Source organism: Ralstonia psammae, from assembly GCF_958405935.1.
GTDB lineage: Bacteria > Pseudomonadota > Gammaproteobacteria > Burkholderiales > Burkholderiaceae > Ralstonia > Ralstonia psammae.
In genome coordinates this window covers 146,446-168,640 of record NZ_CATZBU010000003.1, presented here as the reverse complement: position 1 = coordinate 168,640, position 22,195 = coordinate 146,446, and the positions used below count along the sequence as shown (strand labels likewise).

Sequence of the window (22,195 nt, the reverse complement as noted above, 5' to 3'; positions counted from 1 at the left end):
AGGCGCAATGCAAACGACGGGCGCCTGACTGCTGCCCACGCCGCATCTTGCCCGCTGCCGTCTTTATCCGATCCGCACGATGTCACCCGGGACGACGAGATCCGGGTCCTGCCCGGTTGCGCCTTGCGTATACGGGTTGCCATCCAGCGCGGCCCAGTCGAACTGGCTGTTCATCGGTGGCAGTTTGTCGAACGCAGCGCCGGTACGCGCATTGGATGCCGGGCCCGTTGTGCCAAGCAGCTTGGCGGCATCGGCCGCGCTCAGTTGCCAGAGCGTGTCACCGGGGCCAACGATCGCGTACTGCGGCGAGGTGGCCGTGCCGATGGATGGCCGCGCGTGCGGGGCGTTGGCGCGCAGCACATCACCGCTGACGCCTTGCATGTCGGGCAGCGGGATCATCGCAATGGGCTGGTTGTCCTGGTCCTGCCCGTTGCCATTGACGTTACCGTTGGCCTGCAGTTGCGCGACCGCCGGTTTGGCCGCCTGGTTGGGCACGAACAGCTCGATGCCGAAGCGCGTGACCGCCGCCACACCCAGGATCACGCCGCCGGGCAGCATGGCGTTGCTCGGCAGGTGCTGACCGACCTTGGGCATCAGGTCGCCGGCAATGCGCAGTGCGCCGGCACCGAATGCCAGGTCGAGTGCTGCTTTGGTGGCGCCCATGGCCGGACTATTGGTATGCATGAGCGCGTCGTTCATCGCCAGCGGCACCGAGCCGACCGTGTACAACGACATCGTGAACGCCTGCGCGCGGTTCAGCCATGGGCTCGTGTTGGTCGCCTTGTCGTTGAACGTTGCGCCCAGGCGGCCGGCAAAGTTGCGGCTCGACAGCGCGAGGTTGGCACTCAGGAACAGCGCGTTGCTCCAGAACGACGGTGTGTTCAGGTGAGCGCCGTGCGTGGCAAACCAATACGCCGTGTTGCCGTTGTTGAGCGCGAGCGTGAGCAGTTGCAGGGTGTCGTTCGCGCGCCCCACGGGGCTCTTGGGCGACAGCAGCTTGCCCGGCGCCCCCTTGAGCGCCAGTAGCGCCTGCACATCGGGGTCGTCCTTGGCCTTGGGGTCGTCAACTTTGGACAGCGCTGCGGCCAGCGCATCGGGGTTGTCCTGGAAGTGCGCGACCGCGTCGGCGATGGTTTGCCGGTCGCCCTTGGTTACGCCCCAGCGGCGGCCGTGGTCGGCCATGTTGGTCTTGAGCCAAGCCAGTGCCGAGTCCGAATTTTCGGTGCCCAACTTGCCGATCTGGTCAGAGACAGCACGTGCCTTGTTGGCACGCAGCGCCGCGATGCTGCCCCGATAGATGAACGACAGCGGGCTCGTGACGGACGGATCGAATACTGCGTGCGTCGCGGCACTTCCGGTGAGCGTGGCGGAACTCGCAGCCGTGGAGAATGCCCCCGTGACCGAGCCCGCGAAGATCCACCGGATCCACGGCTTGCGCTTGGGTTCGCCGGCGTTGGGAGCGAGATCCGGCTCGGTAGGCGGGGTGCCGTTGCCGTCATCGCCCGCTTTGCTGGTCTTGATGGCGGTGGCGGTGGGTTCCGTGGTCTTGCTGCCAGTGGGTTGCGTGCCGGGCGCGGAGTTGTCGGGCGGGGGGCCTTCCGGACCTGTCGGACCCATCGACCCCATCGGCCCCATTGCGCTCGCGGCCGAGGGGGGCGGCACATCGGGCTTCTTGCCGGCTGCCAGGTTGATCATCTGCACGACGGTCTGGTAGGTGTTGCTGTCGTGTCCGCCCACCGTTGCTTCGGCGCGGCCTGTGACGCCGTCAACGGCCCCGGCGTTGACGCTGGCCTCCAGCGCGTCCATGTGCTGCTGGTGCGTGCTGAGCAGATCCGTGCGGCCGGCGGCCTTCAATGCGGATGCAGCAAGGCCGTGCGCGCCCCAGTTGGAGTTCGAAGCGCTTACGTAGTGGTCGGCCGGCACCACGGAGCGCGGGTCGACCACGGTGCCGTCGGGCAGCGTCACCTGCCGGGCCGTGCGGCGCGTGTTGCCCATGCCGGCTTCGTGCCCGCGCGAGCCTACACCGATGGTGGTCACGCCGTCGGTCTTCCAGCCGGTTGCGGCCACTTCATCGAGCGGCACGGTCTGGTCGGTGACATCGTTGCCGTTCTGGTCGATGTACCGGCCATCGGCGTTGCGGCCATGCACGTTGATGGAGACGATGGTGTCGGGGGATTCCCTATTGATGAGGTCTTGCGCGGTGGCGTGTGCCTGCTCGCCGGGTGCCGCATCGAACGGGACGATGCTGTAGTCGTTGACGGCCGCTCCGCGTGCTTGCAGGGCGGCATCGAGTGCGGGTACCGCTTCGTGCGGCACCACGTAGACGACCTGCTTGCCCGATGCCTGCATGTCGTGACCGAACACGGCGGCGCCTGCAATGCCGTCGGTGTCCACGGCGCCATGAGCGTTGCGCGCGCCGGCCAGCACCAGGATGCGGTGGCTGTCTTGCAGCGCGGCGGCGGCGGTGTCGACGCCCTTCGGGTTTTCAATGCGTGCCATGTCCGGGGTGAACATTGCCATCACGGCGTTGCTGATGGGCGTGGGCTCCATGCGCGGGTTCGGCGGAGTGATCCCGTCTAGCGTCTTGCCGGGGGCCGCGATCAGCCCGCCGTTGCTGGAGTCGAATGCGGCAACGGTGAAGGGCTCGTTGGGCGTGGCTTCGTCAAAGGTCTTGCCGTCGGGCATGTGGTTCATGGCGTCGCGCAGCAGCACGAGCATGCCCTGGTGCACCTTCGAGGCGAAGCCGTCGACGCTGGCTTCGCCCTTGCGGCTCACACCGTCCACTGCACCGGCATCCACCGAGGCCTTGATGGCCGCATGCAGTTGCTCGGGCTTGGGCATGAGGTCCAGGCGGCCCATGTTGCGCAGCATGTTGGCCAGGATGGCCTGCGCGCCAAAGTTGGAGTTCCACGCCGTGACAGGAAAGTCCACCGGCACCGTCGATGCGAAATCGACCGTGCTGCCGTCAGCCAGTGTGACGGGCGGAATCTTGCTGCGCAGGCTGCCCATGCCGGCTTCATTGCCGCCGTCGCCCACGCCCACCGTGATGATGCCCTTGCGCTTGTTGGCCTCCAGCACGATCTGGTCTTTCGGCGCGTTGACGTCGGCGATGGAGATGCCGCGCATGTTGAGGTAATCCCCGTCGGCATTGCGCGCCGGCAGCTCAATGGCCACCACGGCTTCGGGCTGCACGCGGTCGAGCAATTCGTTTGCCGCATCGCGTGCGGGCTGGCCGCGCTTGGCATCGAACAGTTCGAGCTTGACGAGGTGGCCGCCCGGGTAGGTGTCGAGCACCGACTTGAGCACAGGCATGTTGGCCGAATCGGTGGCGACGGTGATGTCGTAGCCGGCCCGTGCGAGCGTGGCGGCTTTCTCGCCGGTGCCGACGGGGCCATCGGTTTCCGGCAGCAGGCGGCCCGTTGTCGGATCGCGTCCCACCGTAAAGCCGGTCACCATCAGGATGCGCTTGCCCATCAACGCGGCAGCGGCGTCTTCCGTGCCGCCCTTGACGAAGAAGTTGCGGATGCCGCGATCAATGAACATGGCCTGGATGCGGTCCACGGGCGACATGATGCGGTCGGCCGTGCGGCCGAATACCGACGACTTGCCGCGATAGAGCTGCATGCGTTGGCGCCAGCTTATGCGTACCGGGTCTTTGATGTTGGCGGTGTCGTGAGCGAACTCGGCTTTGCTGAGGATGCGCTGCCGCTGCTCGTCGCTCATTGCGGCAAGCTTGGCGGCCAGTCGACGCACGCCGATGCCGCGCGGGTGGCGGCCGTTGGTGGTGCCGTCGGTGCGGTAGTTCTCGGCATCGAGCAGCAGGTCGGCATGCTGCGAGAGCGCGTTCTGCGTGCCGGCGTCCAGCGCCTTTTGTGTGTCGGTAAAGCTCGTGAGCGTGACTTCCGGGTTGGCGAGGTCATCCAAGGCGCCCGGCAGCGGCCGGGAGGGGCGCGCGGGCCCGGTGTTGGTCGGGGTGCCTTCGTCGCCCGGTGTGCCCGTTCTGCCGGGTTCAGTGGCCGGATCGCCGGCGGTCTTGGGCTTGCGTGTGGCCGGGTCGATCGGGTCGATCGGGTCGGAGCCCGGCTTGCCCGTTGTGCCGTCCTTGCCTTCGCTGCCGGGGGTGGTGCCGCCGGGCTCGGTGGTCTTGCCGCCGGCTTGCGTGATCAGCGGCTCGGTGGTCGGATCGGCTGTAGGCCGGCCGGCAGTGGCTGGATCATTGGCGGCCACCGTGGTGGGCTCGGGCGCCATCTCGGTGGGCTTGTAGCGGTCGGCGTTGTTCTTGAGTGCATTGAGCAGGCCGACGCGTTCGGTGCCTTGAGACAGCCCAACACGTTCGAGCATGCGCGTTGCGCCCACCTGCCCGAGGCCAAGGCCCAGGAACATGATGGATTCGGCCTTCTGCTCGCCCGACATCCGGTCGCCGTACATCAACAAGTCCTTGACCTGCGCGCCGGTCATGATCATGCCGCCGCCGCCGGCCACCAGGTCCGACGCCGTGCGGGTGATCTTGAAGAGCCTCGATGCATTGGCCACGTCCGACACCGCGACCAAGCCCTTGCCGGCAAGGCTGTACTCGCCCGCAGCGGAGGTGACGATGGCCAGCCAGTCGTTCGTCGCTTCCGGGTTGAGGGGCGACCATGAGCGGCCGTGGTCTGCCAGCGTGTTGAGGTGGTCGACCGATTCGCCAACGATCCAGCCTGTGCCCACCGCCACCATGGCGCCGCCCACAATCGATGCGCCGCCAAACGTGCCGACCGACAGGATCACGCCGCCCACCACCGTGGCAACACCGGCTACGATGTCGACGACGTGCCTGATTTGCTGCCCCGTGGTGGTGATATGCGCGCTGAAGTGGTCGACGTCGGGAACGCCATTGCTGTCGAGCGCCACCGTGCCGGCAAGGTTTTTCGGTAGGTAGACCGTGCCCCCGTCGGACAGCGCGTTGTTGTGGCGATAATCATCGAGGCTGCTGTAGTCCCAGCCGCGATCGTCAATGTAGTGAGGCTTGCCTCCATTCTTGTCGGCCACTTCGAACAACGCCGTCGGCATCACGCCCGCACTCTTGTCCACGTAGGTGATAGGGATGGCCTTTACGGTCGGGTTGTCCCCGCCCGCCTTGTGGATCGCCTGATCGACCTCGTCGATGACCTTGGTGCTGTTGCCGCTGGTGAACCACGCGGTGCCGGTCGTGCCGCTACTCTGCGCGCCGGCGTTGTCGGCCTCGATCATCAGCGCGCCGCCGATGTAGTTCTTGAGCTGCGTGCCGGCATCGGGGCCGGTGAATGGCACCGCCTTGTCGTTGTAAAGCGGCGTGTCTTTGCCGAAGGTGGCCTTGGACATCTGCCCGAAGATGGTCTTCAGCCCCGCATTCTGGTCCGACTGGAAGGTCTTGTAGTCGGCCTCTGCCTGCTTTTGCTGGACCTTCTCGTTGCCGCGGTCGAAGGCGCGTTGCAGCATGTCGGCGTTGGGCAAGTCCTTGCCGTGCTGCTGGATCAGCGCGTTGGTGACGGTGGCGCCGTTGCCATCGCCCACGGCGTTCTGCACCGGCACCCACGACGGCATGCTGCCCCCGGAGCCGGAGGTCTGCATGCTGTAGAGGAACGATTTTGCGTCAGCGTTGGTGGTCAGCCAGTTGGCAACCTGCTGCGCGTGGTCGGTGCTGGACTGATCGCTGGAGAAGCGCGGCGCATCGGCCACGGCAGCGGTCAGGCTCAGGCCGCCGTAGAAGTCGGAGCCGTTCGGCATGAGGCCCGATGAATCGCCCGAGTTGCTCTGGAACCAGTGGCCGTTGTCGTTGAAGCGGTCTTCAACGGTGGTCAACAGGTTGCTCGCCACCTCGGGCGGCGCCACCTTGGCGAGATCCTTCATCCATTTGCCGACGGCGTCGTACTTGACGGTGCTGTCGGCCATCTTCTTGGCGCTATCGGGGTCTTCCGGATCGTATTTGTAAACCTGCGTGAGGTCGCTGATCTGCTTGTTGAAGTAGTCGCTGTGCGCGTTGAAGAACGGGGCGCCGGCCATCTGGTAAAGATGGTCGCGCGCGTCGGGGTCGGCACTGGTGACCGACACGTCGTTCATGTTGGTGGACAGGATCTTCAGCGCGCCCTGGGCATCGCCGGCCTGCATCTTGGCGGCGACCTGGTCCTTGGTGTACGTCACGCGCACGTCGTAGCTGGCCGCGCCGATCTGCTCGTAGATCTGCTCGGCGTTCTCGTCGTTGGCGTGAGGGCGCGCAAGCTGCACGCACGCAAACTGCACCGGGTCGTTTGTGGCAAGCGCCTTGTCCTGTGCCGAGAGCGTCGGGTCGTTCGGGTTGATGTGGTTGACCTGGTACTGGATCGCATCGGCCGTGGCGATGTTCCTGGCAAATGCGAGGCTGCCGTCGTCCCAGTCAGGGTGGGGCTTGGCCAGCGCGTCGGCCGCGTCGTTGGCGGCCTTCAGGTTGTCGCCCGAGCCGAAATGTTCGTAGGTGGAAAGTTCGCCACCAATGGCGGTCTTGAAGTCCTGGATGGCCTTGTCCAGGTTGGCCTGCGCGGTGTTGATCGAATCCTGCTTGTCTTCGGCGATCGTGCGGTTGGTGACCTTGATGTTCTGCGCGTCCTGCAACGTGTCCTGCGCGTCGAGCACGCCGTCGCGCGCTTCCGATGCGGTGCGCTGGCTCGGGTCTTGCTTTTCCACCGCGTCTTTTGCGTCGTCGACGATCTTGTCGAGCCATTTGGCATCGGGGTCACGCTTCTTGATGGCGGCGGCTGCATCTTCGATGGCTTTCTTTTCGCCGCCGGCGGGCGCTTCGTCGGCCTGCCGGCGCAACTCGTTCTGCACCGAGCCGATGACGTCCGAGAGCGGTTTGTCGAGCGTGGCCTGCGCGGCTGTGGAGTCGTCGCCGTTCTGTATGTACTTGTTGACCGCCGTGTTGGCCGTCTGGACGGCAGCGTCGGTCTTGGCCTTGGCGTCGGCGGCAGCTTGTTTTTGCGCGGGGGTGGGCGGAGGCGGCGCAGGGGGCGGCGGACGGTAGTAGACGATGCGGCCGTTGATCTCGTCGATGGCGGGCATGGCGTTCTCCGGCTGCGCCCATGTGGGGTGGGCCTGATTGAAAGCACTCGGGTGATAGGGGCATTCTGGATGCCGGTTGCCGGCGCAGCTATTGGCGAATTACGTAGGGCAGCGCTGGTGTGGAGGCGCCCGCGTTGTAGAAACTACGAAGTCCCGTGGCGGTTTTGGCGGGGCGTTGGTAAAAACTGCCGGGCAGGCGTGCAGGAGCGTGCGCCCCAGCACGAAAATCCGTAATCTAGGCGCGGTGCATGGGCCGATGGCGCAGCGGTAACGGCGCAAGCGAGCCACATACAACAACACGAGGGGTAGGCATGAACCTACGTTTTCTGGAAACCTTTGTCTGGGTGGCGCGGCTGCGCAGTTTTCGTCTCACTGCAGACAAGCTGTTCACCACGCAGGCCTCCATTTCCGCGCGGATTGCAGCGTTGGAAGAAGAACTGGGCGTGCGCCTGTTTGACCGCGATACACGTGGCGTGCAACTCACGCCGGATGGCCACAAGGTGCTCGAGTATGCCGACCGCATGGTGAGCACGCTGCACCAATTGCAAGCCGCGGTGGCGCAGCGCCCGGGCTTCGAAGGGCGCGTGCGGGTGGGGGCGATGGACAGCGTCATCCATACGTGGCTTTCGCCGCTTGTCGCGCGCACGGCGGAGATGTTTCCTGCGCTGGAAATCGAACTTGTGGCCGACAGCGCCATGCACCTTGTCGAGCACTTGCAGAAGGGCGCGCTGGACATTGCTTTCCAGACCGATCTGCTGCGTGCCGAGAGTGTGCGCAACGTGCAACTCGCGCAGTATCCGATCCACTGGGTGGTGGCCACCAACTCGCGGCTGGCGCACCCGTATGCCAGTCTGGGTGAACTTGCGCGCGAACGGCTCATCACCTTCGTGCGCAACTCGCGGCCGCATCAGGACATGCTGAACCTGCTGCACCTGAGCGGGGTGGAGTCGCCACGCGTGAACTGCGTCAACTCGGTGGCCGCCATGACGCGCCTGGTGGGCGATGGTTTTGGCGTGGGTGCGTTGCCAACCGTGCTGGTGCGCGACCGCATTGAGAGTGGTGCGTTGACGGTGCTGGAAGTGGAGCCGGCGTTGCCCACGTTGCCAATCATCGCGTCGTGGCGCGCGGGGGCGGGGCTGGAGGTGCACGAGGCCATCGTCGGCCTGGCGCGCACGATGGCGCGGGAATTCTGCCTCTCGGTTGGCCCGCGCTACGCCATTGCCGAAGAAGTCGAGCGCAACACAGAAGCCGCCTAAGCCACGTCAGCGCGCCGTGGCGACAGCGTTAGAAGATCGAACGGCCGGACAACGTCGTCAGCCATTCCAGCGCCTGCAGCCCGGCCAGCGAGTTGCCGGTGACGTCGAGCCCCGGAGACCACACGCATACGCCAAATTCGCCCGGCAGCACGGCAACGATGCCACCACCCACGCCGCTCTTGGCAGGCAGGCCAACGCGAAAGACGAAGTCGCCCGCCGCGTCGTAGGTGCCGCAGGTCAGCATCAGTGCAGAGAGGCGCTTGGCCGGACTGGTATCGACGATGCGCTCGCCGCTCCAGGGCACGACGCCGCCGTTGGCGAGAAACAGCACCGCGCGGGCAAGCTCGGTGCAGTCCATCTCGATGGCGCATTGCCGGCAGTACGCGTCAATGACGGTTTCCACCGGCATGTGCAGGTTGCCGAAGCTCTTCATGAAATGCGCCATCGCGCGGTTGCGGTCGGCATGCGCCAGCTCGGACTCTGCCACACGCCGGGCGTAGTCGATGCGCGGATTGCCCACTAGCCGCCGCATGAACTGCACCAGGGCGGTTTCGGCCTGCACGAAACGGCGGCACAGCACGTCGGTGACGACCAGCGCCCCCGCGTTGATGAATGGGTTGCGCGGGACGCCGTTCTCGTACTCGAGTTGCACCAGCGAGTTGAACGCATTGCCCGAGGGCTCGCGGCCGACGCGCTGCCAGAGCGTTTCGCCTTCGAGCTGGAAGGCCAGCGTGCAGGCAAACAGCTTCGAGACGCTCTGGATCGAAAACGGCACGTCGGCCTTGCCCACGCGGTAGACATCTCCGGCCAGCGTGACGATGGCCATGCCGAAATCCGCCGCATTGGCGCCGGCCAGCTCGGGGATGTAATCGGCAACCCGGCCCTGGCCGAGGTACGGTTGAATGTCGCGGTGGATGGTGTCCAGGATCGCTTGGTAGTCCATGGTGGCCAGGCGGGCAAAACGGTGGGGCGACGGATTTTACACGCGCGGGTGCTGGGCCCGCCTCGGCAATCATGTTTTCCTATCGCCTGCAATCCGAAACTTTCGTTGGACCGCGTTTCATCACGCTTTCACAATTTGCCGCACGAACAACCTTGTGGAAGAGCTTGCATGACTACGGCAGTGGAGACAGCCCAGGCAAAAAGAATGCCGGAACAACCGGCGCCGGTGCCCGTACACGCCCGCACGGGTGCCCGCGTGGCCTACGCAAATCCGTACTCCGCCCGCCTGGCGGCGCGCTCGGGGGTGCTACGCGGCCATACCAGCGGCCTGTGCGATGGCTATGTGCAGGCCAACATCGTGATGCTGCGAGATACGTGGGCCAATGAGTTCCTGCGCTTCTGCCAGCTCAACCCGAAACCGTGTCCGCTGCTGGACGTGACCGAACCCGGCGTGCCTGTGTTCCGCCGTCTGGGCCAGGAGGTGGACGTGCGCCGCGACGTGCCGCGCTACCGCGTGTACCGCAACGGTGAACTTGCCGACGAGCCGGCCGACGTGCAAGCGCTGTGGACCGACGACATGGTCGCCTTTGCCATCGGCTGCTCGTTCTCGTTCGAGCATGCATTGATGGAAGCCGGCGTGCCGCTGCGGCATATCGCCATGTCGCGCAACGTGGCGATGTATCGCACCTCGGTCGAGACGGTCGGTACGTCGCGCCTGGCGGGCAAGCTGGTGGTGTCGATGCGGCCCATGTCGGTGCCTGACGCCATCCGCGCGATCGAAATCACCTCGCGCATGCCGCGTGCGCATGGGGCACCGGTGCATTTCGGCGATCCGGCGGCCATTGGCATTGCCGATCTCGCGCAGCCCGATTGGGGTGATGCAGTGCCGGTGCAGCCGGGCGAAGTGCCGGTGTTCTGGGCCTGTGGCGTGACACCCCAGGCGGTGGTGCAACAGGCGCGGCCGGAGCTGTGCATCACGCATGCGCCGGGACACATGCTGATCACTGACCTGCGCACCGCGGCGCTGACCTGAACACGCAGTCGCAAGACCGAAAGACGGACGGGTATTGGGGTTCCTGCCGGCGCACGCAGAGGCGCTGGCTTATAGCAAGCCATAAGCGATAGACGCATCGAGACAGCATCAGTAAAAAAGGAGGAAACACCATGACAACCGAAGCAACGGTTGCGCGAGCGCCCGCCGGGACGGACGCAACAGTCGCAGCCAAATCCGGCGGGCTATTCCGCTGGTACCGAGAGATCTCCGCGCAGGAGCGGCGCACGTTCTGGAGCTGCAAGGTCGGCTACGCGCTCGACGCGATGGACACGCAGATCCTGAGCTTCGTCATCCCCACGTTGATCGGTGTGTGGGGCCTTTCCAAGGCCGATGCGGGGCTGATCGGGACGTGCACGTTGCTGGCATCGGCGGCGGGCGGCTGGGTGGCGGGCATCCTGTCGGATCGCATTGGGCGCGTGCGCGCGTTGCAGATCACCATCCTCTGGTTTGCGGTGTTCACCTTCCTGTGCGGCCTCGCGCAGAACTACGAACAACTGCTGATCGCACGCACGCTGATGGGCTTCGGCTTTGGCGGCGAGTGGACGGCCGGCGCGGTGCTGATCGGCGAAGCCATTCGCTCGCAGGATCGTGGCAAGGCCGTTGGCATGGTGCAGGCCGGGTGGGCGCTGGGGTGGGGCGCATCGGCATTGCTGTATGCGTGGTTCTTCAGCGTGATGCCGCCCGAGACCGCGTGGCGCGCGTTGTTCCTCGTGGGGATCGTGCCGGCGGTGTTTGTGTTCTTCCTGCGCCGGCTGGTGAAAGAGCCGGAGGTGTTTCAGGAAGCGAAGTCCCAGGCCGCCGCGCGCACGCGCTTCTTCGAGATTTTCTCTCCACGGCTGTTGAGCACCACGCTGCGTGCCGCCGTGCTGACCACTGGCGCGCAAGGCGGCTACTACGCCATCACCACGTGGCTGCCGACGTTCCTGAAAACCGAGCGCCATCTGACCGTGCTGGGCACCGGCGGCTATCTGGCCGTGGTGATCATCGGCTCGTACATCGGCTACCTGACCAGCGCGGTGCTGACCGACCGCCTGGGCCGCAAGCGTAACTTCATCCTGTTTGCAGTGGGCTCGATGGTAGTGGCGCTGGCCTACACGCACCTGGAGGTGACCGACAACATGATGCTGCTGCTCGGCCTGCCGCTGGGCTTCTTTGCTTCGGGCATTTTTGCCGGCATGGGCGCGTTCCTGACAGAGCTGTTCCCGACGGCGGTGCGCGGCTCGGGCCAGGGCTTTTGCTACAACGTCGGCCGGGCGGTCGGTGCGTGCTTCCCATTCATGATCGGGCAGGTGAGTGCGCATTCGTCGCTGGGGCATGCCATCGGCATCTTCGCGGCGGGCGCCTATGGGCTGCTCATCGTGGCGGCACTCACGTTGCCCGAAACGCGCGGCCGAGAACTTGAATCGATTTAACTCCTGTGCTTCCCCCAACAGTGCACAGCGCGCGGCGTTTGGAAGGCGCCGCGCTTTTTTTCCAGTCGATAAATCGGCATACCCCTCGAATGGGTGGGAATGATTTAGCGTTTTTGTGTTTTCAATTGCGTTGCAATTGCGCATGATTCGGTTTCAAGACAAACCGGACATGAAACGCTAATTTTTCAGCCGATCATTCGCGTTCAGGCAATCAATCGGCTGCAACGCAATGACCAGTGCGGCTCCGCGCCCTGCGGGCAGTTTCAGCAACGCACGCATTCCATCATCACTTTTTTTCCCCTCCACCGGTTTATCTCCGGTCACCCCTAAAGAAGGGGTAATCCTAGTCAGCCTTTCTGTTTAAAAAAACGAGGGGTGGCGGCAATGGCGCATTCATTGAGAAAATTGCGGCCTGCACGACACCCGATTTCCCCGCCCCCACGGTCTTACAAGAACAAGAAGGAGGCACGGAGGTGGCGTCACCCGATTCCCTTCGTCAGTCCTGTGTGCTGTATGCGCGTCTGCGATGCGTATGCCGTGCTTCTTCTATCCGGCTATGAAAATTCTCTCCGTCTTCGGCACGCGTCCCGAAGCGATCAAGATGGCGCCGCTTGTCAAGGCGCTGGCCGAGCAGTCGGCCATGGAGTCCGTCGTGTGCGTGACGGGGCAGCACAAGCAGATGCTGCAGCAGGTGCTAGACCTGTTCGACATCGTGCCGCAATACGACCTGGAGTTGATGACGCAGAACCAGACGCTGAACGGACTCAGCGCCCGCCTGCTCACGGCCTTTGACGACGTGCTGGAAACGGTGCGACCCGACCGCATCCTGGTGCATGGCGACACGACCACCGCGATGATGTCGGCAATGGCTGCGTTCCACCGCCGTATTCCCATCGGCCACGTTGAAGCCGGTCTGCGCACGGGCGACCTCCACCAGCCGTGGCCGGAAGAGATGAACCGCCGCACCATCGACGTGTGTGCCGATCTGCTGTTTGCTCCGACCGATTCATCGCGCCGCAACCTGCAGGCCGAGAATCTGGGTGGGCGCATCCTGGTGACGGGCAATACCGTGATCGACGCGCTGCTGCAGACGACGCAACGCATCGTGAAGGACGCTGCCTTCCGCGCCGGGTTGGATGCGCATTTCCCCTTCCTGACGGACGACCGCAAGGTGCTGCTGGTGACCGGCCACCGCCGCGAGAACTTCGGTACGGGCTTCGCCAATATTTGTGAGGCACTGGCCAGGCTGGCGCGCCGCGACGACATCCAGGTCGTCTATCCGATCCACCTGAACCCGAACGTGCGCGGCCCCGTGCAGACCGCGCTGGCGGGCCTGCCGAACGTGCACCTGATCGAACCGCTGGACTATGCCCGCTTCGTGCGCCTGATGCAGCGTGCCCACGTGATCCTGACGGACTCGGGGGGTGTGCAGGAAGAAGCGCCGTCGCTTGGCAAGCCGGTGCTCGTCATGCGCAACGTGACGGAGCGCCCGGAAGCCGTGCAGGCCGGCACCGTCCGGCTGGTCGGCACGGAAGTGGACAGCATCGTGGGCGCCGTCAACCACCTGTACGACAACGACGACGCATGGCGCGCGTTCTCGCAGCATCTCAACCCATATGGCGATGGGCTGGCTTCGCAGCGCATCGTGTCCGCCCTGGGCGGCGGGTTCGTCCGGGAATTCCTCGGCGACGTGGACAAACGCGAAGCGGCCTGAGCCTAACCCAAAAGAGGCTATGACGACCATGTCCACGCTTGCGATCGATATCCTGCTGGTGCTTGCGTTCTGCATCATCACGCTGCTGGTGGTCTACACCGCGCGGCACTACCTGTTCACGCTGAACCGGCTGTTCGGCCGTCAGCGTCAGCCGTATCTGGACATTGAACAAGGCGTGTGGCCCAGCGTGGTCGTCTGCGTGGCGGCGCACAACGAAGAGCGCGTGATTGCCGACTGCCTGAACGCATTGCTGCTGGTGGATTACCCGCACGACAGGCTGACCATCATGCCGGTCAATGACCGTTCGAAAGACCGCACGCGCGAGATCATCGACGAGATTGCGGCGCGCAACCCGGGCCGCTTCCAGCTGTTCCACCGCACCGAAGGCCGGCCCGGCAAGGCGGCTGCATTGCGCGACGCCACGCAGTTGATCGACGCCGAGATCATGATCGTGTTCGATGCCGACTACCTGCCGGCGCGCGGCCTGATCAAGCAACTCGTGGCGCCGTTCTTTGACCCCGAAGTGGGCGCCATCATGGGCCGTGTGGTGCCGGTGAATGCCGGTGCGAACCTGCTCACGCGCCTGCTCGATCTGGAGCGCTCCGGTGGCTACCAGGTGGATCAGACCGCCCGCATGAACCTGGGCCTCGTGCCGCAATACGGCGGCACCGTGGGCGGTATCCGCCGCCGCGCGCTGGACGACATTGGCGGCTGGAACATCGACACGCTGGCCGAAGACACCGATGTGACGTTCCGCCTGCTGCAGCACGGCTGGAAGACGGTCTACCAGAATCGCTCCGAGTGCTACGAAGAGGTGCCCGAAGTCTGGCCCGTTCGGCTCAAGCAGATCAGCCGCTGGTCTCGTGGGCACAACCAGGTGATGGTGCACAACATCCGCAAGCTGCTCGCCAACGATCGCATCAGCCGGCTCGAGCGCTTGGACGGCGCATTGCTGCTGTTGATCTTCGTCATGCCGATGGTGCAGTTGGCCGGCTGGGTGGTGGCCGTCATCCTCTTCTATGCAGCGGCGCAGTCCATCGTCTCGGGCTGGATTCTTCTCGCAGCGTTGCTGTGCTACGGCGGGCTGGGCACCAATGCGGCCTTCTTCGAGATCGCGGCGGCCACCTACCTGGATGGCCATCGCAACCGCATCCGCTTGCTCCCGCTGAACCTGTTCGGCTTCCTGGTGAGCATGATGACGATCTCGCGCGCGGGCGTCACGCAGGTGATGGATGCCGTGAAAAAGCGCGAGCTGGTGTGGGACAAGACCGAGCGCTTCCGCACGGAAGCCGCGGGTGTGGTCAACATCATGGCCGGCGAGGTGCCCGTGCGCACCGGCACGGAGGGCGCATGATCGGAAGCGTGCTGCTGCTGAGCGGCTCGGTTGCGGGCCTGCTGGTGCTGCCGTTCCTGCCGGCGCTGTCGGAATGGCTGCGTCCGACCGATTCCGCGCCGCTGCCGATGCGGCGTGACCAGCCGAACAATCTCACCTTCTTCGCCAACAGCTTCCGCCGCCGGCTGCAAGAGCAGTACGGCGTGGATGTTGAAGCCATGCGCGCCGCCGGTGCCGCCTATCAGGTGCCCGTGAGCGCCGAACTGAGCGTGGCGCGTGACCCCCGCGGTCGGCCGCCTGCCGAGCAGTCAGGGCTGGCGCGCATGCTGGACAAGGTCAACCACATTGTCGTGTTCCGGGGCAACGCGTGGCTTGGCCCGCGCAGCCGCGTGCGTGCCGACTTGTATGTCGAGCAGGATGTCGAGGTCGAGCGCGATACCCGCCTGCGTGCCTGCCTGGCCGAAGGCGATATCGAGCTGGGCGAGAACGTGGTGGTGCAGCGCTGGGTCCATGGCCGCAACGTGCGGTTGCTGCCCAACGTGCGTGTCGAAGGCCGCGTCACGGCGGAGAAGCGCATCGTGATGGCCGTGCCGGCGCGCTTCGAACGTGCGGGTGCCGGTGAAGTGATGTTCGGCGACGTGCGCAGCGCTGCGCAGCCGGTGAACCTGCCGAACCCCGCAACCGGGCGCCGCGTGCTCGACGGCGATGCCACGCTGTCGGCCGACGAGGCAACCGATTGCGACTACGTGGTGCGCGGCGACTGCCGTGTCGCGGGCGGTATCGTGCTCGAAGGCAGTATCAAGACGCACGGGCACCTGCGCACGGGTGACGGCGTGCGCATCGCCGGCACGCTATCGGCGCGCAAGAATCTGGAGATCGGTGCGGGCAGCGCGGTGCTGGGCCCGCTGATCGGCTTTGAGGACATCGTCCTCGGACCGAACTGTCGCATTGGCCGCCCGGATGCGCCGACCACGCTTGTCTGCAACCGCTTGTTCGTCTCGCCAGGCTGTGTCGTGCATGGCGTGATTACCGCGCACGAGTTCGCTCGTGTGCAAGGGTGAGGAGGCGCGCATGATCACGTTCTGGAGCGCTTGTGTTCGCCGCTGCGGTGCCATGCTGGCAGGGCTTGCGCTGTCGACTGCCGCCGCGCACGGTGCCACGATGTTTGATGACTTCACCACGCCCGACGGGGCCATGACCGTATTCGCTCAAGGCGATTACGTGGAGCCTTACGTTGCCATCGAAGCGCTTCTGGTCGCCCACCGCCTGGGTGCCGACGTGCAGGTGCCGGCCGTGGGGCTGGCCAATTGGCTGCTGCCGTATCAACAGGCCAATGGCACGTTCCCACGTATCTGCCGCAGTGGCACGGACGGCTGGGCCGCATGTGGCCAGGCCGATGCGGACGACTCGCAAGCCGTGTTCTGGTGCCTGCTTGTCAACGAGATCCTGCATGGCCCGCCGCAACTGCTCGCCAGCTGCAGCCTCTCGTTGATGCACCTGGCCACGCTGTGGGACCCGAAACGCATGACATTCCAGGCGTTTGCCGACCGGCCGGAAGCCTACTTTGCCGACAACGTGGAAGTGGCCGGAGCACTCAAACGCCTGCGTGCCGACCCGAAGGCCTCGTTGCACTACACGCTGGAGCTGGCCGCACTGCCGTCGAACAAGCAGATGATGGACGGCCTCGCCCGCGCCTACGGTTATCAGTTGAACGGCGCGTTGGAGCCTGCACGCGTGAGCCTGCCACCCACGCCGTATGGCTTCTACCCGACGGCGGTTGCGCCGGTCTATCCGTGGGTCCATGACATTGAGACCGGCCCTGCCGCCCAGCGCAAATGGGCCGTATGGAAGTTCCGTTACGGGCACGCGTGGCTGTCGGGCAAGGCAGACCCGTTCCCGTGGGGCCTGATCGCCTGGGCCGCCTACAAGCTGGGCGATACGCCCACCGCACAGAAGTGGTTGCAGGCCGCGCCGCAATGGCGCGCAGCCGGCCACTGGAATTTGATGGAAGAGGGCGCGCTGATCGGGCTCTCGCATGCACTGGTTGCTTCCGAATGAGTACACCTTCCAAACGCATCAACTGGCGCAAGCACCTGGCCAGTCTGCTGATCCTGATCGCCTTTGCTGCCTGTGCGCTGCTGCTGGCACGCAACCTCAGCGCCGGCCCGGGCCGCCCGCAGACCGACGACATCGTGCTGGTGGTGCCCGACAACTTCGGGCAAGACAACCGCATTTACGTGCAGGCCTGGGAGGACGCCGCGCTGGAAGAGGGCGTGCGCCTGCGCACCATGTCGGCGTCGGATTTTGTGCGCCATGGGTTGAATGGCGAGCGTGTGTTTGCTGGCGTGATCTTGCCCGATACCGTGCACCGGTCCATGACCACCGCACTCGTCAACCAGATCAGCCAGTTCGTGCACGATGGTGGCGCACTGATGCAGGTGTACGACGCGGGCATCCTCAACGAAAAGGGCTTCTACGAGGAAGGCGCCTCGCGCATGTCGACGCTGGCCGGGGTGCCATACGGTTTCTATTCGACGCTGGGTGCCAAGATGGCGAGCCAGGCGACCGTCTATGGCCAGCCCGGTGCGATGGTCGATCTGCATATCCCCCCGGGGCGCTGGATTGTTTCGCAAGGGCGCGCAGTGCTGTCGGGCTATGGGCAGGACATGCTGCAGTATCCGACCCTGCACACGCAGGGCGACTACGCGGGCAAGGTGCTGCTGCGCTCCGAAGACAACTCGATCATCGCGGGCGAGCGCAACGTGGGCAGCGGCCATGTTTTGTTTGTCAATCTGCCGCTGACGTATCTGAAGCTGCGCACCGACGGCGTGCTGATGCACGGCTTCCTGAGCTACTTTGCCGGTCACATACTGGAGCAGCCGCGCCTGTCGCCAGCGCCGCAGGGTGTGGGCGGTCTGGTGCTGAACTGGCACTGCGATGCGCGCATCTGCATTGACGCAACGGACAAGCTGATTCAAAACGGCGTCTTCAAGCGCGGCCCGTTCAGCTTCCACATCACCGCGGGCCCTGACCAGCGCCAGTTTGGCGATGGGCTTGGCGTGAACCTGGCCAACAACCCTGCGTTTGCGGAAGTCGTGCATGGCCTGATGAAGCAAGGGCACGAGGTGGGCAGCCACGGCGGCTGGATTCACGACTGGTTCGGCCTGAACGTGACGGAAGAGAACCAGGCCACCATGGAAACCTACCTGCAGAAGAATGCCGACGCCATTGAGGCACTGACCGGCAAGCCGCAGACCGAATATTCCGCGCCCACCGGCAACCAGCCCGAGTGGGCGACGCGCTGGCTTGATGAGCACAACGTCAAGGGCTACTACTTCACCGGCAACATCGGCCAGGGGCCCACACGCACGTATCGCAATGGCCGGCGCGATGAGCATATCTGGTCGTTCCCGGTGCAGACGTATGGTCAGTACGCCACCATTGAAGAAGCTGACATGGCGCACATTCCCGAAGCGGAGATTGCGGCATGGCTGACGTCGCTGGTGAAGTTCTCCACGGATTCCGGCGAGATTCGCCTGATCTACTTCCACCCGCCCGGTGCGGTGCGTTACCTGCACGCCATTGACGCGCTGATGGAAGCCGCCGACGCGGAAGCGGCACGCAAGCGCTTCCGCTGGCACACCATCACGCAAATGGCGGAATTTGCCGAGCGGCGCGAGAAGACCGTGTGGCAGACGACATCGGAGCGCGGCGACGTGCGCGTGAATGCAGAGAATGCGCAAACACTGAACGACCTGACATGGCTGTTCCCGGCGGATCGTTATGCCGAGCCGCGCGTGGAAGCGGGTCAAGCCAGTGTGGTCCGGGAAGGCAACAACTGGCGCGTGGTGGCGGGCGCGGGCAACAAGCTCGCCATCGCAGCGAGGCTGAAGACGGGCAGCTGACCGCCAGACATTGAGCAGACAGGGCCGCTGCCACGCAACAAAAAAAAACAGGCCGGCACCCACATCAAAAACAGACGGGGAAATATCAGCGTGGACCGAACTCCAATCGCGTGGATGGTGGCGGTTGCCATCTGCGGCATGACAGCGCCAGCGGTGTGGGCACAGACCGCAGAGCCCGCCACTGCACGGGATGCCGCCACCGAGCCGGTGGAAGAGGCACAACCGGCTGCAGCGGAAGGCGCGACGCCACCGGCAGACGCCACTGCATTGGCCGCAACGCCTGTGCCCACACCTGGCGCCGACGCGCCCACCGTGCCGCAGCCCGTGCCGGAACACTATGCACCCGAGCGCGCCGCCATCGAGGCCGTGCTCGACACCGGCCATATGAGCGATGGCTTTGGCGGCGCCACGGCAGTGGCCTTGCGCGGCATGATGGTCACCTCGTACGGCATCTGGCAGGCCGAGCTGGATCGGCAGAGCCGCTTTGGCTTTGCGGGCCAATATGGCGCGCTCTCGCTCACGCGCGATATCTCTGAGGACTACTACTTCCTGGTCGGTGCGGGCACGGGCAACAGCGAGCTGTTCTCGAAATGGCGTGTGGATGTGGCTGGCTATCGCAAGTTCGGCCCCGACCGCCGCTTCGTGTTTGGCATCGGCACTTACTACGCGCAGGGCCAGGACAGCGTGCGCAATGACCAGGGGCTGGTGCTCAGCTCGCTGGCGTACCTTCAATCGGTGGTGCTGGAAGGCGGTCTGCGCTTCAACCGTGCCAATCCGGGCCAGGTGTTCGGCCCGAGCCAGTACATTGCCGCCACGATCGGCAACGACGAAAAGCGCGCGCTCGTCTTGCGTGTGGAACATGCCCGCGAGGCCTACCAGGTCCTGACCACCGGCACCGAGCGTGCCGACTACAACAGCATGAGCTACGCGATCCAGTGGCGCGAGCGGGTGTCGCGTGATCTGCTGCTGCTCATCGGCGCGCAGTACTACCACAATCCCTTCTACAACCGCACCTACGGTGAAATCGGCTTGCGCTGGAGTTTCCGATGAACGCCAAGCCGATTGAGGAAGGCCCGGCAGACGATCTGCCCACCAGGCGCAGATTGCGCGGGCATGAGCCCAAGCGCGCGATCGGCTATCGCGGCGATCGCATCGTCATGCACCGAGCGATGCGGCGCCTGTCATTCCCGCTCTCGCGCTGGATCGACGTGCTCGGGATTCCGCTGGCGCTCACCGCCGGCTACTGCGCGCTCTGGCCGACCGTGGCCCGGCTGTGGGAGCGCATCATCGGGTTCTGGAGCGTGGCGCTGGAGGGGCAGGTTCGCGTGGCGGTCGTCAAGGCGCTCGTGCCGGGCTTTGGCGCCATTCCGTATCCGCACAGCGACGCCGCGTTGCCCACTGCCGTGCAATGGCTGGTCGGGATGATCGTCACGCTGGTGCTGCTGTTCGGCACCCGCTTCATCGGCGGCCGTGCGTTGCCTCTGGCGTACTGGCTGCGCTTTATCGGCGTGGTGCAGGCCAGTGCCCAGTTCTATTTCTTCATGTGGCCCGCGAGCTTTCCATACGACGGTGGCGGGTCGATCGGCTCGCTCACGCAGGCGTCGGTGGTGGTGGTGCTGATCACGCCGTGGCTCTATGCGCTGATCTACAACGTGCTGGACTTTGGCCTGATCCGCAAGCTGGTGCTGTCGGTCATGGGCATGGCGTATCTGACGGTGTTCATTCCGTTTCAGTACACGCTGGCATCCGTGGTGCTGCTCAAAGGCTCGATGCTCTGGTACCCGCAGATCTTTCTGCTGTGGGCCGTGTTTCTGCAATTCGGTACGCTGGTGGGCTTCTATGCGTGGGCGATGAGCTGGAACCCGCGCGGAGCCAACAGCCCCCGCTGAACTGACAAAAAAAACGCGGCCGAAGCCGCGCAGATCTCGCTTTCCAGAGAGAGAGGGAGCAATCCTGATATCTACTGTTGTGCCACCGTTGCCGGTTTGGCCGGGTCCGTTGGCGGCAGATCCCCCCAGCCGCCGCCCAGCGCCTTGATGAGCCCCACTGTGGAGTTCACGCGGCTGCCGGCCAGTTGGACACCGATGCGTTCGGCGGACAGCATGTTGCGCTCGGCATCGATCACATCCAGGTAGTTGACCGAACCCGCGTTGTAGCGCGTGCGCGAGAGTTGTGCGGCACGCGTGGAAGCGCGCACGGCATCGTCCTGTGCCTTGGATTGGTCGGCCAGCAGGCGCAGTTCCGAGAGGTTGTCTTCCACCTCGCGGAAGGCGACGAGCACGCTTTCGCGGTAGTTGGCAACGTTCTCTTCGTACGCTGCACGCGCTTGCTTCACGCCCGCGCTGCGTGCGCCCCCGTCGAAGATCGGCAGCGACAGCGCGGTGCCCACCAGCGGCCCGAGAATCCACGTGCGGCTGCCCCATTTGAGCAGATCGCCGATGTCGTGCGACTCGTAGCCGAAGCCGCCCGTGAGCTGAAGTTGCGGGAAGAACGCCGCACGCGCCACACCGATGCGCGCGTTGGCCGCAGCCATCGAACGCTCGGCAGCGGCCACGTCGGGGCGGCGCTCCAGCAGGGCGGAGGGCAGGCCAGCCGGTACGCGCACCTCGGCCGATTGCAGCGGGTCGGCGCCCATTGTGAAATCAGCCGGTGCCTTACCCAGCAGCGTTGCCAGTGCATGCTCCAGCACCGCGCGACGACGCTGTACACCGATGCGGTCGGAGCGTGCTGTCGCCAGTTCGGCGTCGGCGCGGGCGACGTCCAGCTCGCCAATGTCGCCGGTGTTGAAGCGGCGCTGCACCAGCTTGAGTGCCTCTTCACGGCCGACCAGCGTGCGGGACAGCAAGGCCTCTTCCGCATCCAGCGTGCGCAGGCTGAAGTACGTCTGCGCCACGTCGGCCTGCAATGACAGGCGGGCAGCGCGGTACAGCGCTTCGACACGCTCGGCATCGGCGCCGGCGGCATCGATGTTGTTGCGCACGCGGCCGAACAGGTCGACCTCATACGCCACGGTGGACTGCGCACGCCAGTACGTCTGCGGCTGCACGGGCGCGCCCACCGGCAAGCCGGCCGATGCCGCCGAAGCCCGCTGCCGCGTCGGGCCGAAGCCCGCATCCAGTTCCGGGAACAGCGATGCCCGGTTGGCCTGCACAAAGGCACGCGCCTGCGTCACGCGTGCGGCTGCGGCAGACAGCGTGGGACTGGCTTCAGCGGCCTGCGCTTCGAGCTTGTCGAGCGTTGGGTCGTTGAAGATCTTCCACCACGCGCCGTCGGCGGGCATGGCCGGCTCGGCGGTCTTCCACTTGCCTTGCTCACCTGCGGCCAGCGGTGCATCCGCCGCTTGTGCCGCTTGCGCCGATGCTGCGGCTTCCTTGAAGGCGTTGGGTGTGCCAACGTCCGGCTTCTCGTAGGTCGGGGCGAGCGAGCAGGCCGCGAGGAACAGCGCGGCGGCCAGCGCCAGCGGGGTCCAGCGGCCCGAGCGCATGGCCGGACCTGTTTGTTGTGTAGACGCGTTCATAACGATGTC

The 22,195-nt window shown here is 65.2% G+C and carries 13 protein-coding genes; 10 read left to right on the top strand and 3 right to left on the bottom strand.

Translation table 11 applies throughout. From position 1 onward, the window contains the following. Nucleotides 1–63 precede the first annotated feature (63 nt). The gene (locus R2N16_RS07500) at nucleotides 64–7,053 is read right to left on the bottom strand and encodes a glutamate cyclase domain-containing protein (protein WP_316665008.1); all 6,990 of its coding nucleotides are present in this window, start codon (nucleotides 7,051–7,053) and stop codon (nucleotides 64–66) included. A gap of 311 nt (nucleotides 7,054–7,364) precedes the next feature. Here R2N16_RS07500 and R2N16_RS07495 point away from each other — a divergent pair, with 311 nt between their 5' ends. After that, nucleotides 7,365–8,309: a LysR family transcriptional regulator gene (locus R2N16_RS07495; protein ID WP_316665007.1), complete on the top strand. Its 945-nt coding sequence runs from the start codon at nucleotides 7,365–7,367 to the stop codon at nucleotides 8,307–8,309. Nucleotides 8,310–8,337: 28 nt separating this feature from the next. On the opposite strand, the gene R2N16_RS07490 is transcribed toward R2N16_RS07495, so the two are convergent. After that, nucleotides 8,338–9,252 (bottom strand): glutaminase, encoded by a 915-nt coding sequence (locus R2N16_RS07490; RefSeq protein WP_316665006.1) that lies wholly within the window; start codon nucleotides 9,250–9,252, stop codon nucleotides 8,338–8,340. 204 nt (nucleotides 9,253–9,456) lie between these two features. Between R2N16_RS07490 and R2N16_RS07485 the strand changes: the two genes are divergently transcribed. From R2N16_RS07485 to R2N16_RS07445, 9 genes are all read left to right on the top strand, one after another. Continuing rightward, nucleotides 9,457–10,284 (top strand): putative hydro-lyase, encoded by an 828-nt coding sequence (locus R2N16_RS07485; RefSeq protein ID WP_316665005.1) that lies wholly within the window; start codon nucleotides 9,457–9,459, stop codon nucleotides 10,282–10,284. Between the two features lie 131 nt (nucleotides 10,285–10,415). Beyond that, nucleotides 10,416–11,717, top strand: a complete 1,302-nt coding sequence (locus R2N16_RS07480) for an MFS transporter (protein WP_316665004.1) — start codon at nucleotides 10,416–10,418, stop codon at nucleotides 11,715–11,717. Nucleotides 11,718–12,273: 556 nt separating this feature from the next. Further along, a complete protein-coding gene (wecB, locus tag R2N16_RS07475; protein ID WP_316665003.1) occupies nucleotides 12,274–13,431 on the top strand; it encodes a non-hydrolyzing UDP-N-acetylglucosamine 2-epimerase in 1,158 nt (385 codons plus the stop codon). A 28-nt stretch (nucleotides 13,432–13,459) separates the two neighbouring features. Beyond that, on the top strand, nucleotides 13,460–14,785 hold the full coding sequence (locus R2N16_RS07470) for a glycosyltransferase family 2 protein (protein WP_428984099.1): 1,326 nt from the start codon (nucleotides 13,460–13,462) through the stop codon (nucleotides 14,783–14,785). Further along, a complete protein-coding gene (locus tag R2N16_RS07465; protein ID WP_316665001.1) occupies nucleotides 14,782–15,825 on the top strand; it encodes a bactofilin family protein in 1,044 nt (347 codons plus the stop codon). The genes R2N16_RS07470 and R2N16_RS07465 overlap by 4 nt, the downstream gene beginning before the upstream one ends. A 10-nt stretch (nucleotides 15,826–15,835) precedes the next feature. Further along, nucleotides 15,836–16,822 (top strand): hypothetical protein, encoded by a 987-nt coding sequence (locus R2N16_RS07460; protein ID WP_316665000.1) that lies wholly within the window; start codon nucleotides 15,836–15,838, stop codon nucleotides 16,820–16,822. After that, on the top strand, nucleotides 16,819–18,669 hold the full coding sequence (locus tag R2N16_RS07455; RefSeq protein ID WP_316664999.1) for a polysaccharide deacetylase family protein: 1,851 nt from the start codon (nucleotides 16,819–16,821) through the stop codon (nucleotides 18,667–18,669). Before R2N16_RS07460 ends, R2N16_RS07455 begins: the two co-directional genes overlap by 4 nt. A 90-nt stretch (nucleotides 18,670–18,759) precedes the next feature. Then, the gene (locus R2N16_RS07450; protein WP_316664998.1) at nucleotides 18,760–19,719 is read left to right on the top strand and encodes a YaiO family outer membrane beta-barrel protein; all 960 of its coding nucleotides are present in this window, start codon (nucleotides 18,760–18,762) and stop codon (nucleotides 19,717–19,719) included. Further along, nucleotides 19,716–20,558: a hypothetical protein gene (locus R2N16_RS07445; protein WP_316664997.1), complete on the top strand. Its 843-nt coding sequence runs from the start codon at nucleotides 19,716–19,718 to the stop codon at nucleotides 20,556–20,558. The genes R2N16_RS07450 and R2N16_RS07445 overlap by 4 nt, the downstream gene beginning before the upstream one ends. Nucleotides 20,559–20,629: 71 nt before the next feature. Here the strand turns inward: R2N16_RS07445 and R2N16_RS07440 are convergent, their stop codons facing one another. Then, a complete protein-coding gene (locus tag R2N16_RS07440; protein WP_316664996.1) occupies nucleotides 20,630–22,186 on the bottom strand; it encodes an efflux transporter outer membrane subunit in 1,557 nt (518 codons plus the stop codon). Between the last annotated feature and the right edge of the window lie 9 nt (nucleotides 22,187–22,195).